15 protein-coding genes are annotated in these 15,677 nt (G+C 65.5%); 13 read left to right on the top strand and 2 right to left on the bottom strand.

Annotation, left to right across the window (positions count from 1 at the left end; genetic code table 11):
- Positions 1-118: 118 nt before the first annotated feature.
- Complete coding sequence (locus BN3270_RS00340; RefSeq protein WP_082673218.1) at positions 119-766, top strand: biotin transporter BioY; 648 nt, start codon at positions 119-121, stop codon at positions 764-766.
- A 118-nt stretch (positions 767-884) separates the two neighbouring features.
- On the opposite strand, the gene BN3270_RS00335 is transcribed toward BN3270_RS00340, so the two are convergent.
- On the bottom strand, positions 885-1,664 hold the full coding sequence (locus BN3270_RS00335; protein ID WP_058985132.1) for a type III pantothenate kinase: 780 nt from the start codon (positions 1,662-1,664) through the stop codon (positions 885-887).
- Between the two features lie 126 nt (positions 1,665-1,790).
- Here BN3270_RS00335 and BN3270_RS00330 point away from each other — a divergent pair, with 126 nt between their 5' ends.
- From BN3270_RS00330 to hypB, 12 genes are all read left to right on the top strand, one after another.
- Positions 1,791-2,480, top strand: a complete 690-nt coding sequence (locus tag BN3270_RS00330; protein WP_058985131.1) for a response regulator transcription factor — start codon at positions 1,791-1,793, stop codon at positions 2,478-2,480.
- Positions 2,481-2,546: 66 nt separating this feature from the next.
- Positions 2,547-3,533 carry a sensor histidine kinase gene (locus tag BN3270_RS00325; protein ID WP_271711850.1) on the top strand — a complete coding sequence of 329 codons (987 nt, stop codon included), beginning with the start codon at positions 2,547-2,549 and terminating at the stop codon, positions 3,531-3,533.
- Positions 3,534-3,785: 252 nt separating this feature from the next.
- Complete coding sequence (locus BN3270_RS00320; RefSeq protein ID WP_058985130.1) at positions 3,786-5,453, top strand: formate--tetrahydrofolate ligase; 1,668 nt, start codon at positions 3,786-3,788, stop codon at positions 5,451-5,453.
- A gap of 323 nt (positions 5,454-5,776) precedes the next feature.
- Positions 5,777-6,253, top strand: a complete 477-nt coding sequence (gene tsaE / locus BN3270_RS00315; protein ID WP_058985129.1) for a tRNA (adenosine(37)-N6)-threonylcarbamoyltransferase complex ATPase subunit type 1 TsaE — start codon at positions 5,777-5,779, stop codon at positions 6,251-6,253.
- Between the two features lie 72 nt (positions 6,254-6,325).
- Positions 6,326-8,704, top strand: coding sequence for a tRNA (adenosine(37)-N6)-threonylcarbamoyltransferase complex transferase subunit TsaD (tsaD, locus tag BN3270_RS00310; RefSeq protein ID WP_058985128.1), 2,379 nt, complete (start codon positions 6,326-6,328; stop codon positions 8,702-8,704).
- 9 nt (positions 8,705-8,713) lie between these two features.
- Positions 8,714-9,505 carry a ubiquinone/menaquinone biosynthesis methyltransferase gene (locus BN3270_RS00305; protein ID WP_058985127.1) on the top strand — a complete coding sequence of 264 codons (792 nt, stop codon included), beginning with the start codon at positions 8,714-8,716 and terminating at the stop codon, positions 9,503-9,505.
- Positions 9,506-9,737: 232 nt separating this feature from the next.
- The gene (locus BN3270_RS00300; RefSeq protein WP_058985126.1) at positions 9,738-11,090 is read left to right on the top strand and encodes an amidohydrolase family protein; all 1,353 of its coding nucleotides are present in this window, start codon (positions 9,738-9,740) and stop codon (positions 11,088-11,090) included.
- Between the two features lie 23 nt (positions 11,091-11,113).
- A complete protein-coding gene (locus BN3270_RS00295; RefSeq protein ID WP_058985125.1) occupies positions 11,114-11,311 on the top strand; it encodes a hypothetical protein in 198 nt (65 codons plus the stop codon).
- Between the two features lie 84 nt (positions 11,312-11,395).
- Complete coding sequence (locus tag BN3270_RS00290; protein WP_058985124.1) at positions 11,396-11,977, top strand: Sec-independent protein translocase subunit TatA/TatB; 582 nt, start codon at positions 11,396-11,398, stop codon at positions 11,975-11,977.
- Between the two features lie 2 nt (positions 11,978-11,979).
- Entirely contained in the window at positions 11,980-12,831 is an 852-nt protein-coding gene (gene tatC / locus BN3270_RS00285) for a twin-arginine translocase subunit TatC (RefSeq protein ID WP_058985123.1), read from the top strand.
- 24 nt (positions 12,832-12,855) lie between these two features.
- Positions 12,856-13,257, top strand: coding sequence for a hydrogenase maturation nickel metallochaperone HypA/HybF (locus BN3270_RS00280; RefSeq protein ID WP_058985122.1), 402 nt, complete (start codon positions 12,856-12,858; stop codon positions 13,255-13,257).
- A gap of 78 nt (positions 13,258-13,335) precedes the next feature.
- Positions 13,336-13,995 (top strand): hydrogenase nickel incorporation protein HypB, encoded by a 660-nt coding sequence (gene hypB, locus BN3270_RS00275; protein ID WP_058985121.1) that lies wholly within the window; start codon positions 13,336-13,338, stop codon positions 13,993-13,995.
- Positions 13,996-14,109: 114 nt separating this feature from the next.
- On the opposite strand, the gene BN3270_RS00270 is transcribed toward hypB, so the two are convergent.
- On the bottom strand, positions 14,110-15,677 hold a 1,568-nt coding region (locus BN3270_RS00270), incomplete at its 5' end, for a hypothetical protein (RefSeq protein ID WP_058985120.1).

The following is a 15,677-nucleotide window of genomic DNA, read 5'->3' as shown; positions in this document are numbered from 1 at the left end:
CATCCTGTTGTCTCACTTGTAAACCAATTGAAACAGAATGGTTTACAAGGATGCTCCACTTGGCTATAGTGCGACACGTTGTTTGAACGTACCCGCCGAACCCTTAGGAGCGCAAGCCATGCCCAAAGCCGTCACCGCCGCCTCGTCGCGTGCCCGATCCGTCGCCTTCTGCGGCATTTCCGTCGCCCTGCTCGCCGTGTCCGCCTGGATCACCGTGCCCATCGGGCCGGTGCCCGTCACGCTGCAGACCTTCGCCGAAATGCTCGTGCTCATAGCGCTCAAGCCGCGCGAGGCCGTGTCGGCTATCGCGATCTATCTGCTCGCAGGCGCGATCGGCCTGCCTTTCTTTTCGGGGATGAAGGGCGGCATCGGCGTGATCATGGGGCCCACGGGCGGATTCCTGTGGGGCTTTCTCGTGGCGGGCATCGTCTTCGTCGTCCTGCGCAGCCTGGTCAACAAGAAGCAGCGTATCGCCGTCGACTACGTGCTCGCTTTCGTCTTCCTCGCCATCGTGTATGCCTTGGGGTGGTTCCAGCTCATGGCGGTCAACGGCCTTTCGGCCGAGGCCGCCTTCGCGGTGGGCGTGGCGCCGTTCATCGTGCCGGACGCGGTGAAGATCGCCGCTGCCGTGCCGGTGGCGCAGGCGGTGGCGCGTAGCGATCGCGAGCTCGTGGGCCCGGCCGCCCAGCTGCGCGCCCGCTATGCCGACGACGAGGTTCGCGCCCACGCTACCCACCGTACGCGATCGCCTTCCCCACCTGGTTGACGACCTGCCTGTCTCTTATACACATCTAGGTGTGTATAAGAGACAGTCCGCAGGGCGCGCGGCGTGCGTGTGCCGCCCTCTTCGGGCTGTGCGGCTCCGAGCCAGTCCCGGCGTCCGCTTAGGCTTGGCCCCTGCCGTGTACGTGCTCGTAGACGATGCGCAGGCCCTGCAAGGTGAGCTCGGGGTTTACCTCGTCGACGGTTTCGGCAAGCGGGCCGATCAGGCGACAGAAGCCGCCGGTGGCCACCACGGTGGCCGCGCAGCCGAGCTCTCGTTCGATGCGCCGCACGAGCCCGTCCATGCGGGCCGCTTCCCCGTAGACCACGCCGATCTGGATGGCCTGCACCGTGTCGGTGCCGATTGCCGTCCCGGGGTCGACGAGCTCGATCGCGGGCAGCTGGGCCGTTCCGCTCACCAGGGCGTTCATCGAGGTCTGCAGGCCCGGCGCGATAGCGCCGCCTTTGTAGCGCCCGTCGGGGCCGATCACCTCGATGTTGGTGGCAGTGCCCAGGTCGAGCACGATCGCCGGCGCCCCGTAGAGGGCGCGGGCGGCGATCGCGTCGACGATGCGGTCGGTGCCGAGCGTCTGTGCGTAGGCCGTCACGTCGAGCAGGTCGGGGGCCGTGTCCTTGTCGACGAAGAGGGCCTCGACCCCGAACAGCCCGCGCGCCACCTTCTTCCAGAGGTGTTTGAGCGCCGGTACCACGGTGTCGGCGACGACCCCGTCTATGGCGCGGGCGTCGATGTCCGCGATGGCGATAAGGCCCGCCAGGCGCGCAGCCACCTCGTCGGCGGTGGCTTGCGGGTCGGTTCCCATCCGCCACATCTGCACGAGACGGGCCCCTTGGTAGGCGCCGAGCACGGTCTGCGTGTTGCCAACGTCGATAGTGAGTAACATATGCACGCCGCCTTCCAGCGCGATTTCCTAGTGATATGCGGTGATATGATACTAGCAATTGGATGAGAGCGCCGCCGCCTGCGTCGAGCAGCGCGCCCGGAAACCCCTGTTGCAAGAAGGTCTCATATGAGCGAAACTCCCGCACGCATCCTTTGCGTTGATGACGAATCCACGATCACCGACTTCGTGAGCTATGCCCTTCAGAAGGAGGGTTTTGAAGCCGACGTGGCTTCCAACGGCGAAGACGCCCTGGAAATGGCGGACAAGAAGGATTACGACCTCTTCATTTTGGACATCATGCTGCCCGGGATGGACGGCTACGAGCTCTGCCGCCGCCTGCGCAGCAAGACGAGCGCGCCCGTGCTCTTCCTTTCCGCCCGCGACACCGAACTCGACAAGGTGGTTGGCCTGGAAATCGGCGGTGACGACTACCTGAGCAAGCCTTTCGGCCTGCGCGAGCTCATCGCCCGTGTCCGCGCCCTCCTGCGTCGCGGCAGCGGCCAGATGGAAACCGCCCACACCCTCACCGCGAGCGGCATCACGCTCGACGAGGACGCCCACACCGCCGAAGGCGACAAGGGCCCGATCGACCTCACCCCGCGCGAGTTCGAGCTCATGGCCGCCCTCATGAAGCATGCGGGCAACGTCGTGTCGCGCGAGGACCTCTTGCGCGATGCCTGGGGCTGGGAATACCTCACCGAAACCAAGACCGTCGACACGCACATCAAGCGCCTGCGCGACAAGATCAAGGCCGCCGGCTACGATCCGGCAATCGTGGAAACGGTGCGCGGATACGGCTACCGTTTCCGCAAGTAGGAGCTTCCGAAGAGGGGTCTGCGCATCAAGAAGATCGCCACATACTTCGCCTTTCTGGCCACTCTCATGGCCGTGCTGGCGGCCGCGGCCGCGCTCGTCATCGCGCGCCTGCGGGGCCTGGTGTCCTTTGTGCCGCTTATCCCCATCGCGAGCGTGGTCTTCCTCATCTCGCTCGCCATCGGGTCCTTTATCGGCAGGCCCCTCTCCGACTTGCGGGCCAAAATCAAGGCCTACCGCGCCGGCGACACGTCGGTCTCGTTTGCCCCGAGCGAGTCGCTGCAGGAGGCCGACGATTTGGCAGGCGATTTCAAGGACCTGCTCGATTCCTCGTACGCCCAGGCGACCGATTTGGCCCGCCGCGAAAAACAGCAGATGCAGTTCGTGGGCGACGTCGCGCACGAGCTGCGCACCCCCCTTACCGCAATCCATGGCAACGCCGAGCTCTTGGCCGACCCCGACCTGCCGCCCGCCATGCGCGAAAAGTTCACGCACACGATTCTCACCGAAAGCGAGCGCCTTACCCACCTGGTGAACGACCTGCTGTCCCTGCAGCATATCGAAGGCGACTCCTACGTGATGAACTTCAAGCGCGTGAACCTCCGTCCCGTGGCCCAGGAAGCCGTGGACGCCCTGGCTCCGGTGCTCGATGCGCGCCAGGCCCACGTTGAAATCGTCGGCGAGGCCCCCGACGTCTTGGGTAACCGCGACCGCCTGAAGGAAGTCGTGTCCAACCTGGTGGACAACGCGAGCCGCTTCATCGAACCGGGCGGCCACATCAAGATCGAGCTCTATGGCGTGAAGGACAATTCGGTCATCGCCGTGAAGGACGACGGCACCGGCTTCGGCGACGTCGATCCCAAGATGCTCTTCGAGCGCTTCTACCGCACCGATTTCTCGCGCGCCCGCAACACGGGCGGCAGTGGCTTGGGCCTTGCAATCGTGAAGTCGATCGTCGAGGCCCACGACGGCACGGTCGAGGCCTACAACCTGCCCGAAGGCGGCGCCTGTTTTCTCGTGGCCATTCCCTCGATCGATCCGGCCGACAATCAGTAGGCTCGGCTTTCGAGGGCGTGCTTCTCGGAAAACAACCACATTTTCTCTCTTATGCCCGGAAATTTTCGTTGCGGCAATTGAAGGCGCTCGGTTCCGAACGCAGATAACTTTTTGCCGCACCTCTGAATCCTGTTTCAGTCCGTTCTCTCTCGACAGCCGACAGGCTACAATCGGGGGGTCATGCGTCGGGTTACCGGCGCTTCGCAGGAAAGCCGCGCGTGCGGCGCCCGAAGGAGAAAGCGAGGGTTCTGAGTGCTGTCAGATATTGAAATCGCTCAAGCTGCCGAAATCCGCCCCATCACCGAAATTGCCGAGAAGGCCGGAGTGCCCGAGCAGTATCTCGAGCAGTACGGCACCTACAAGGCCAAGGTGGACTACAACTACCTGCGCGAAAGCGCGCACACGCCCGGCAAGCTCGTCTTGGTCACGGCCATCAACCCCACGCCGGCCGGCGAGGGCAAGACCACCACGACGGTGGGCCTGGCCGACGCGATGAACCGCATCGGGAAGAAGACGGTCGTCGCCCTGCGCGAGCCCAGCCTGGGCCCCGTCTTCGGCATCAAGGGCGGCGCGGCCGGCGGCGGCTATGCGCAGGTCGTCCCCATGGAGGACATCAACCTGCACTTCACGGGCGACTTCCACGCCATCGGTGCGGCCAACAACCTGCTCGCGGCCATGCTCGACGCTCGCATCCACAACGGCAACGACCTCAACATCGACCCGCGCCGCATCGTGTGGAAGCGCGTCGTCGACATGAACGACCGCCAGCTGCGCCACATCGTCGACGGCTTGGGCGGCAAGGCCAACGGCGTCCCCCGCGAGGACGGCTTCGACATCACGGTGGCCAGCGAGGTCATGGCAATCTTCTGCCTGGCCACGTCGATCACCGACCTCAAGGAGCGCCTGGGCCGCATCGTCGTGGGCTACACCTACGACGACAAACCCGTCACCGCCCACGACCTGCACGCCGAAGGCGCCATGGCGGCCCTTCTGAAGGACGCCCTCAAACCCAACTTGGTGCAGACCCTCGAAGGCACGCCCGCCTTCGTGCACGGCGGCCCCTTCGCCAACATCGCCCACGGCTGCAATTCGGTCATGGCCACGCAGATGGCCCGCGCGCTCGGCGACTATGCCGTCACGGAGGCCGGCTTCGGTGCCGATTTGGGTGCCGAAAAGTTCCTCGACATCAAGTGCCGCCTCACGGGCATCAAGCCCGACGCGGTGGTCATCGTGGCGACTGCCCGCGCCCTCAAGAAGAACGGCGGCGTGCCCAAAGACCAGCTCGACGAAGAGAATCTCGAGGCGCTCGAAGCGGGCCTGCCCAACCTCTTGCAGCACGTCGAAAACATCACCAAGGTCTACAAGCTTCCGGCTGTGGTGGCCATCAACCAGTTCCCCACCGACACCCAGGCCGAACTCGACCTTATCGAGCGCAAGTGCAACGAGCTGGGCGTGAACGTCCGCCTGTCCCAGGTGTGGGCCAAGGGCGGCACCGGCGGCGAAGAGCTGGCGCGCGAGGTCGTGCGCCTGTGCGAAGAGCCCAATGACTTCACCTATTCCTACGAGACGGGCGCGTCGATCAAGGACGCCCTCGAAGCCATCGCCACCAAGATCTACCATGCCGACGGCGTGAACTACACGGCGCAGGCTGAAAAGGACATCAAGCTGCTCGAGGCCAACGGGTTCGGCAACCTGCCCGTGTGCGTGGCCAAGACCCAGTACAGCTTCTCCGACAACGCGAGCCTGCTCGGCGCTCCGCGCGGCTTTACGATCACCGTGCGCCAGGTGAAGGTGTCGGCGGGCGCCGGCTTCATCGTCGCCCTCACCGGCAACATCATGACGATGCCCGGCTTGGGGAAGAGCCCGGCGGCTTTCCGCATCGACGTCGACGAGACCGGCAAGATCACCGGCCTGTTCTAGTCGAACAGAACATCCTGCCTGCAAGCGGCCCGCCTCGTGCGGGCCGTTTTCTTTATGCGCGTATAGGTCAGCCAAGTCTGGTCTCGAATAACGCACATTTCTCGACGATTTCTTTGAAATCTGGCTGAAGTTCGCCAGAATTGTGCGTTATTCGGCCGCCGCGCTGTGTGCGAAGCCCGTCGGATGGGTCGAAGAGACGCGGTCACTTTGGCTTATTTGGCCGGACGTGCCGCGCATCCCCTTTGGGGCTGTTCGTGGGCGGCGCGTGAAGCGCCCCAACCCCCGCGTGTCGCGCCCCCTGCGCGGGGCGTACAATGGGCGCTATGGAACACGAACCCACATATCAGGCGACTCTCGCTACCCAAGCCGACACCGACGCCCTCGCTGCCAAGCTGGCCCCCTTGCTCGAGCCGGGCGACGTCGTCTTGCTGTCGGGCGATTTGGGCGCCGGCAAGACCCGTTTCGTGCAGGGCGTCGCGCGTGCCCTGGGCATTTCGGGCGAGGTATCGAGCCCCACGTTCAATATCTTGCTCACCTACGACGGGGGACGCCTGCCCCTGAACCACTTCGACCTCTACCGCCTCGACGCTCCCGAAGACCTCGAGGACGTGGGCTATTGGGAGACGCTCGAAGGCGACGGCGCGTCGTTTGTCGAATGGGGCGAAAAATTCCCGAGCGAAGCGCCCGACGACTACGTGGACGTGCATATCGCGGTCGACCCCGCGGGCGTGCGCACCCTCACCGCACGTGCGGTCGGCGGCCCGCGTTCCGCTCGGCTGCTCTCCGACTGGCTCGCGTAAACGGCACCCGCTCGGCCGCTCCCTTTGGCGCGGACGACGGCGACCGCCTCACACTCATACGAAGGAACACGAATGGCGCACACTCACCGCATTCTCGCATTCGATACCGCCAACGAGGTCATCGCCCTCGGCTTAGGGGAGCTCGACCCCGCCACGCGCACCGTGACCTGCGTGGAATCGCTGCGCATCCCCGCGCACCGCGCGTCGAACACGATGCTTCTGCCCGCGATCGACGACCTGCTCGCCCGCCGCGGCATCGGCCGGTCGAGCATCGATGCCGTCGCCTGCGGGCGCGGCCCCGGGTCCTTTACGGGCGTGCGCATCTGCATCGCCACGGCCAAAGGCATCGCAAGCGCGCTTGGCGCACCGCTCATCGGCGTGTCGACTCTCGACGCAGTCGCCTGGCAGCTGCAAAAGGGTGGGGCGCGCGGCGAGGCCCTCGTCGTTGCCGACGCCATGCGCAAGGAAGTCTATCCCGTGCGCTACCGCCTTTCCGACGAAGGCGCCGTGCGCCTCGAGCCCGATAGGGTGGTCAAGGCTGTCGAAGAGGCGGCCGCGCTCCCCGTTAACGATGCCCTGCTCATCGCCGGCGACGCCCTGACCAAATACGTCGACCTCTTCGCCCATGCCGGCGCGCTTGCCCCCGAAGACGCCTGGACCCCCGAAGGCGCGGGTCTGCTCGCCTGCGTGCAGGCAGCCTGGCGCGCGGGTGACGTCGACCCCTTCGACGCCCGCCGTCACGACCCGGCGCTCGTCTTGCCCGTCTACACGCGCCTTTCGGACGCCGAGGAAAACGAGCGCACCCGTCTGGCTTCCCACGACGCCCGCGATCTGCGCACGGGCGTACAGCACGCCGGCAGTGCCACGATCGACCATGCGGGCGGCATCGAGTACCGGCCGCTTGACGCGGCGCATGCCGAAGACGTGGGCGCGATGGAAGCGGCGGTGATGGGCAGCGATGCCTGGAGCGTGTCGTCCGTCCTCGACGACCTGCCGCGCAAGGACCGCACCTGGTGGGCCGCCTTCGACGGCGAAGCGCTCGTCGGCTATGCCGGCGGCTGGATCGTCGACGGCCAGCTCCAGATTCTCAAGGTGGCCTGCGACCCGGCCTACCGCCGCCTCGGCATCGCCCGTACCCTGCTTGCCCAGCTCGCAAGCGACGCGCGCGATCTGGGTGCGACCGAATGTACGCTCGAGGTGCGCGTCTCGAACGCGGGCGCCCAGGGCCTCTACCGGGCTCTCCACCTGCGCGACGTGGGTACGCGCCCCCGCTATTACAGCGATGGGGAAGACGCCCTCATCATGACGGGTCCGCTGCCGCTGGCCAGCCACGACGTGGCGGGCATGGAACTGATCGTCGACCAAGCCGCGCGGGAAGACGAGTCGTCGCCGCTGGCCCTTGCCGGTCTTGCGCGCCCGCTCGTCATCGCGATCGAATCGTCCTGCGACGAAACGGCGGCCGCTCTCATCGACGGCAACGGCACGATTCTCGCCGACACGGTGGCCAGCCAGATCGACTTCCATTCGAGGTTCGGCGGGGTGGTGCCCGAAATCGCCAGCCGCAAGCACATCGAGGCCATCTGCGGCGTGACCCAGGTCTGCTTTGAAACGGCGGCCGCCCATCTGGGAATCGACCAGCTCGACTGGGGAGACGTCGACGCGGTCGCCTGCACCTACGCGCCCGGCCTGGTCGGCGCGCTCGTGGTGGGCGTGGCCTTCGCCAAAGCCGCCGCTTGGGCGGCCGACGTGCCCTTTATCCGCGTCAACCATCTGGAAGGCCATCTCTACGCCAACAAGATCGCAGCTCCCGACATTGAGCCGCCGATGGTGGTCTCCCTTGTGTCGGGAGGCCATACGATGCTCGTGCATGTGCGCGACTGGGGCGATTACCGCGTCCTGGGCACCACCATCGACGACGCGGTGGGCGAGGCCTTCGATAAGGTGTCCAAGGCCTTAGGTCTGGGTTATCCGGGCGGGCCGATCATCTCGAAGCTCGCCGCCACGGGCAATCCCAAAGCCGTGCGGTTCCCGCGCGCGATGATGCACTCCGGCGATTTGCGCTTCAGCCTTTCGGGCCTGAAAACTGCCGTCATCACCTACATCCACCAGCAGCAGGAGGCCGGCGTCGAGCTCAACCTCCCCGATATCGCCGCGAGCTTCCAGGCCGCCGTCATCGATGTTCAGGTAGCCAAGGCCGAACGGGCCCTCGACCAAACGGGCGCGCGCGAGTTCTGCCTGGGCGGCGGGGTGGCGGCCAACCCCGCTCTGAGGGCAGCCTACGAGGCGGTGTGCGCGAAGCGGGGTGTGCGCCTCACGATGCCGCCGGCGAGCGCCTGCACCGACAACGCCGCCATGATCGCCCTCGTGGCGATCGACCGCTATCACGCGGGGAAATTCGCCGGGCTCGATTGCGATGCCTGCGCCCATACCGATTTGGAAGAACCCTACTAGGAACCGTCTATGTCTGCTACCCATCCTATCGAACCTGCGGCCGGCGAGGCCGTCTCCGAAGACCGCGTTATCGACACCGCGACGGGCGAAGAGGCCCCGGCGGAGCTTTCCGAACAGCGCGTGCTGGGCATCTTCACCGAAATCGCCGGCCAGTACGAGCAGTTCAACCATGCGTCGAGCTTCGGCCAAGACCACCACTGGCTTGACCGCGTCGTGGAACTCGCCCCGGTGACGTCGCGCAGCCGCGTGCTCGACGTTGCGGGCGGCACGGGGGAGGTCACCTTCGCGCTCTGCCGGTCCTACCATCCCGCCCACATCGTGCTGTCCGACTACACGCCGGGCATGCTCGAAGTGGCCAAGCAGCGCATCGCCCGCGGCGACGCTTGCGGGGTCGACGTGGAAACCCGCGTGGTCGACGGCCAGGACATGCCCTTCGCCGACGCCTCCTTCGACGTGGTGACCATGGCCTACGGCATCCGCAATATGCCCGATCGGATGGCCTGCCTGCGCGAGATCTACCGCGTGCTCGAACCGGGCGGGACCGCCGTTATCTTGGAGTTCAGCACGCCGCCGCGCCCGATTGAGCGCGCCTTCTACAATGCCTACCTGCGCTGGGGTATTCCCGCCTGGGGCGACCATTTCACCGGCAAGCGCGACGATTTCGTCTATCTGGCCCGCTCGATCAAGGCCTTCCCGGCCCCCGACGCCTTCTGCGACATGCTGCGTCGGGCGGGCTTTTCCGATCCCGCCTTCGAGCGGAAGAGCTTCGGCGCGGTCGCGATCTACACCGCCGTCAAATAGCGGAGGGATGGGGGCGCGCGGGCGCGCTTTTGCGGTCGCGCGCCCGTCGATCGTGCGGCCGCGCTGTGTATACGGGACAGGACTCACCCTCCTAGTCGCGCGCGCGGGCGGGGCGCGTCCGCACGCCATCGCCCCAGCTTACGCGGTCCGTCGCTTTTCCTGTGCACGCGTGCCGCCCTTCTTGCGCGCGATGGTATGATGGTCGCTACGTTATGCCTCAAGGAGGATTGCCATGCTGCTGTGCGCTGACTATGTACTGCCCATCACGTCGGACCCGATCGAGTCGGGCGCCGTGCTCGTGCGCAACGGCAAGATCAAGGACGTGGGCCCGGCCGACCAGCTGCGCGCCCGCTATGCCGACGAAGAGGTGCGCGACTTCGGCCAAGCGGCCCTCATGCCCGGCTTCGTCAACGTGCATTCCCATGTGGAGTATTCCGCCATGCGCGGCGTGGTGCACGACGTGCCCTACGCCCAGTGGCTTCCTTTGGTCACCGAAAAATCGAGCGCGCTCACCGCGGCCGACCTCTACGATTCCGCCCTCATCGGCGGGCTCGAGGCCGTCGCTTCGGGCATCACCACCCTGGGCGACATTACCGGCAGCGATTCTACCGTGCGCGCCCTCAACGCGCTGGGGATGCGCGGCGTGGTCTATCGCGAGGTCGGCGCCATGGATAGGCGCCGCGTGGAATACGCGATGGAGGCCGCCGAATCCGACATCGACAAGTGGAAGAGCGCGGTCGATCCCGACCTGATCACCGTGGGCATCGCCCCGGCGCCGCTCTACCGCTGCCACCCCCTGATCTTCAAGCTGGTGAGCGCCTACGCGGGCGACTCGATTCCCGTCGCCATGCACCTGGCGGGCAGCCAGGAAGAGTACGACTTCATCAAGGAAGGGTCGAGCTCGCTTTCGGTCGAAATCATGCACCGGCGCGAGTACATGGAGATCCCGCCCTGGCTTCCCACCGGCGTGACCCCCGTCAACTACGTGCTCAACTGGGGCGCCTTCGAAGCCAAGCAGGTTATGGCCATTCATTGCGTGCACGTGTCCGACGCCGACATCCAGAAGATGCGCGAATACGACGTGGCCGTGGGCTTCTGCCCCCGCTGTAACGCCCATCTGGGCATGGGCGTGGCCCCGCTCGACGAGTTCCGCAAGGCGGGCCTGCGCATCGGCATGGGCACCGACAGCCCCGCCGCCACCGACTCGGGCGATATGTTCCCCGAAATGCGCATCGGGCTTATGGTGCAGCGTGCTGTGGGCGGCGGCCGTCACTTCCTGGCGGCCCATACCATGCTCGAAATGGCCACGATCGGCGGTGCGCGCGCCCTGCGCATCGACGACAAGGTGGGCTCGCTCGAGGTGGGCAAGCTGGCCGACATCACGGCCGTCGACATGTCGGGCTCGCATCAGACCCCAACCGACACGCCCATGTCGGCCCTGGTCAACACGGGAAGCGCTTCCGACGTGCTCATGACCATGGTCAACGGCTCTATCCTCTACGAGCAGAACAAATGGCATACCGACGTGGAGCTTGCCAAGAGCATCGCCCACGTGATGATGATCAGGCGCAAACTGCGCAAGTAGCCGCCTTCGAAGGAGACGTTCGCATGGCAAACAAGAAAATGACCGCCAAGCAGCGCGAAGCGCGCCTGGAAGAGGCTCGCAAGCGCGAAGAGGCCGCTCGGCGCAAGAAAGAGCGGGCCGAACGCGCCAAGCGCATCGGCATCGTAATCGTTTGCGTTATTTTGGTGCTCGCTCTGGGCGTTCCCACGGTCGCGCTGAGCTTTTTGAGCACGGGAGCGTAATAATCGTTAATCCGTAAGGTTAGGCTTTCTTAACGGTGGCGGGGCGAGCGCGTCCCGCTCCGCATCATGTGAAGGGAACACGACTTGTTTGGCATTGGAGCAAACGAACTAGCGCTTATCCTGCTGTTCGGATTCCTCATTTTCGGACCCGATAAACTGCCGGCGATCGCGAAAACCATCGGCAAGGCGATCGCCAAGTTCCGCAGCGCTCAGAACGAGATGAACGATGTCATCAAGCACGAGGTCTACGACCCCGATGCCGACGAGCCGTTCAAGAACCCGCTCGATTCTTTGAACAAGATCGAAAACGACGCCAAGCGCGAGGACAAGGGCGAAAGCTTCACCGAGCGCAAGGCCCGCTACGACAAGCAGCGTGCGGCCCGCAAGGCGGCCGAAGCCCGCAAGGCCGAACGCGAGGCAGAAAAGAAGGCGGCTGAGTCGGGCACTGCCGCAACGGCAGCTGCTGCCGCTTCCGCGCCCGTTGCCAAGTCAAGCGCTGCCCCCAACATCGACGAGCTCTACGGCGCCGTGCCCCATGCCAAAAAGGCCGCGCCCAAACCCGCTGCCACGGTGGCGGCTGCCGCACCCAAGCCGGCAGCGCCGGCGCCCAAACGGGCCCAGAGCGCCGACGACCTGTTCGATGACGACGCGGAAAAGGAGGAGTAACGATGCCCATCGGTCCCGCACGAATGCCCCTGTTCGACCATCTGGGGGAACTGCGCATGCGCTTGGTGCGCATCGTCGTATGCCTGCTCATCGCCTCCTGCGTGTTCTACATGGCCACGCCCACGCTCGCCCAATTCCTCCTGCAGCCGGTGCAGGAATACATGCCCCATGACGCCAACGGCAACGTCCTGCTCAACGTCTTCGGCGCTTTCGACGCCTTCGGCGTGCGCTTCAGCATCGCGCTGTGGGCGTCGCTCGTGGCCTGCATGCCCGTCATCATCTGGCAGGTGCTCGCCTTCTTCCTGCCGGCTCTGAAGCCCAACGAGCGCAAATGGTTCATCCCCACCTTCGCGATGGCCTGCGCCCTCTTCGTGCTGGGTACGGTCTTCTGCTACAACTTCATCCTCGATCCCGCCTTCCAGTGGCTCACCGACCAGGCGGGCGGCTTCGCTCAGGTCACGCCTGAAGCCTCCAAGTGGATCGACATCATCATCAAGTTCGAGATCGGCTTCGGCTTCGCCTTCGAGCTGCCCCTGGTCGTCTTCTACCTCGTCATCTTCGAGATCGTTCCCTACGCCAAACTGCGCGGCCTGTGGCGCGAGGTCTACGTGGGCCTGCTCGTACTGTCTGCCTTCATCACCCCCGACGCTTCGCCCGTCACCATGTTCCTCCTCTTCGGCGCTATGATCTCCCTTTACGAGATCAGCATGCTCGCCGCCCGCATCGTCATGGGCGGTAAGATCAAGAGGCAGAAGGAAGAGATAGAACGCCAGGCCAAGGAAGACGCCGAATGGGAGGCCGAATGGGCCGAGCGTCAGCGCCAGCGCAAGTTGGAGGATTCCGCCGACGACTAATCCGTCCTCAGCAAGGAGCTGCGTATGCATGAATTGGGACTGATGACCGGCGTGCTCGACGCCGTGACGCAATCGGCCGTGCAGGCCGGTGCGACGAAAGTTCTGAAGGTGACCTTGTCCGTAGGGGAGATGACCGAGGCGATTGAAGACTGCCTCGTCTTCGCCTACGAAGCGCTCACCGAAGACAACACGCTCTTTTCGGGGTCGAAGCTCGACATCCACATGGTCAAACCGCGGAGCCGCTGCCTCGATTGCGGCTGCGAATTCGACCACGACCGCTTCCACGTGACCTGCCCGGAATGCGACAGTCCCGCAACCGAGCTGATCGCCGGCCGCGATTTGCGCATCGACTCGATCGAGGTCGACATCCCCGACGAGGGGGAGACCGCGCCCGCAAGCAGCGCGCCTGCGGGGGAATGCGCCTAAGCGCCGCTGGCGCCGCGCACCCATGACGCGCATACTGAAACCGAACGCTCACGCATCTTTGGAAAGACGGTGACCGGTATGGCTACGCATATCGATATGAAGCAACCCATTCTCGACAAAAACGATCGTCTCGCGGAAGAGAACCGCGCCCTCTTCGCCGAAAAGCACGTGTTCGTGCTCAACATTCTGGCGAGCCCCGGGTCGGGCAAGACCTCTACCATCCTCGCGACGATCGAAGCCCTGCGCGACGAGTTCAACATCGCCGTGATCGAAGGAGACATCGCCAGCTCGGTCGATTCCGAAAAGATTAAGGCCCAGGGCATCGCGGCCGTGCAGATCAACACGGGCGGCGCCTGCCATTTGGAAAGCGACATGATCAAGCGCGCCGTCGACGTTCTCGACCTCGACGAGCTCGATCTGATCTTGCTCGAAAACGTGGGCAACCTCGTCTGCCCGACCGATTTCGACCTGGGCGAGAACGCCAAGGTCATGATCCTGTCGGTGCCCGAAGGCGACGACAAACCGCTCAAGTACCCGGGTGTTTTCCAGGTATCGCAGGCCGTCGTGCTCAACAAGATCGACACGATGCCGGTCTTCAACTTCGACCAGGACGCCTTCTGCGACCACGTCAAGCAGCTCAACCCCAACGCTCCCATCTTCCCCCTTTCGGCGACGACGGGCCAAGGCGTCGAGGCCTGGGCCGAATGGCTGGCCGAACGCGTGCGCGCGGTTCAGTAGGGAGCCCTTCGCAAGGGCCCTGTGCGCACCCTTTCGTCTATCTGAAGCGGGCCGGTTCCCTCGCGTGAAGGGAACCGGCCCGCTTTGCGTCCGAGCGTATGGCTGCAACGCCCCCTAGACGGCCTTCCAAACGCGGACGGTACACGTGGTGTTGTTTTTGGAATCGCTCTGCCCCGAGGATTCCGCTGTGACTTTGCCCACCTGGGCGGCTGTCACGATGCGTGCGTGCGTGCCCGTCGTGCACAGGTAGTCGCCCCAGCTTGCCGGGCCGCTCGGCACGTCGAAGGTGCAGTAGGTGCGGTTGCCCACGTTCACGGCGGCGACGGCTTGGGTCGATTTCACCATGAGCCAGGAAGAGCCGCACCAGGCGGGCTCGGCCGACGGAGCGCGGCCGAAGCGGAACCAGGATCCGCCGTCGTAGCTGGCCCCCGGGGCGTGCTCGGTGGCGGGGGCGTAGGTACCCATGTTGGCGATGCCGTCGCCGTAGCTGTAAATGCTCTCGAAGCAGAAGGAGAATCCGTTGGGTCCCCAGCCGACTTCGGTGGGCTTCATGCCCGAAGGCAGGGTGATCGCATCGGTGGCCTGGCCTGAATCGTCTGAGATGCGCACGAGCTGGTAGTAGCGGGACGAATCGGGATGGCGCGGGGCGATGACCACGCCATCGCTCGCCGCGTAGGGCGGGCAGGCCATGCGACCCGCGGTGCCGTAGACGTCTTCGGCGTCGCCCGACGAAAACGAGGCGCGCTTGAGCTGGGCGGTGCCCGTTTTCGCGTTGTCGGCCGATGAGGCGGGCTGGCAGACCCAGTAGGCATGGGCGCCTACGGCTGCAAGCGCGGGGGTTTCGGTGGAGGAATCGCCGCTGTCGACGATGCGCGTGTTCTGCAGGTTGCTTCCGTTGGAAAGCGACCCCACGAGCACGCGCCAGAGGCCCTCGAAGATGTTGGCCTCGATCCATACGGCACCCTGGGAGGTGGCGCGGAAATCGTAGACCTCGAAGCCGTCGGAGGCGCCGTTGGCGTTTTTCAGCACCGTTTCGTACTTGCCGGTTGCCAGGTTGAGCAGGGCGCCCTGGGCGAGGGGACTCGCCGTGTCGGTGGGCAGTAGGCAGGCGGCGAAGGCGTCGTCGTTGCTCCAGATAAGGGTTCCGTAGGGCAGGGAATAGGAGCCTTCCTGCTTGAAGGCCGACGAGGCGTCGACCTGGGTGCAGGAGTCGATCGTGAACACGTCGTCGGTCGAAACCGAAAGCGTCTCGATCGTGGGGGCGTCCGATTTCTGCGAGGCCGCCACAGCGGCTCCGCCCACCACGGCGACGGCGGCTGCGGCGGCCCCGCCCACCAGGAAGCGGCGCCGCGTCACCAGGGCGGCTTCGGGCGAGGGGGCGCCGAAGGCAGACGGCCGCGCCTTGGCTTTGGGCACCGCGCTCTGTTTGACGCGTTGGCCGCGCGCGGGCCGGGCGGGCCCGATGCTCGGGCGCGCAGACCTCGTGCACTCCTTGCGGGCGGCACGGTCGCTGCCGGTCGCGCGCTTCTTCTGCCGTTCGCGCGCAGCGGACGACCGAGCGCTGCGCGCGGGGCGCGCAGAACCCGTTCCGCGGGTGGAGGCGCTTCGCCGGCCGGAAGCCTTGGGGCGCGCGGAAGCCTTGGGGCGCGCGGCGGAAGGTCGGGCGCCGGCCGAGGGGCGCG

This window comes from Hugonella massiliensis (assembly GCA_001486445.1).
Lineage (GTDB): Bacteria > Actinomycetota > Coriobacteriia > Coriobacteriales > Eggerthellaceae > Hugonella > Hugonella massiliensis.
The sequence above is the reverse complement of the archived record's forward strand: the minus strand, read 5'-3'. Positions and strand labels throughout refer to the sequence as shown.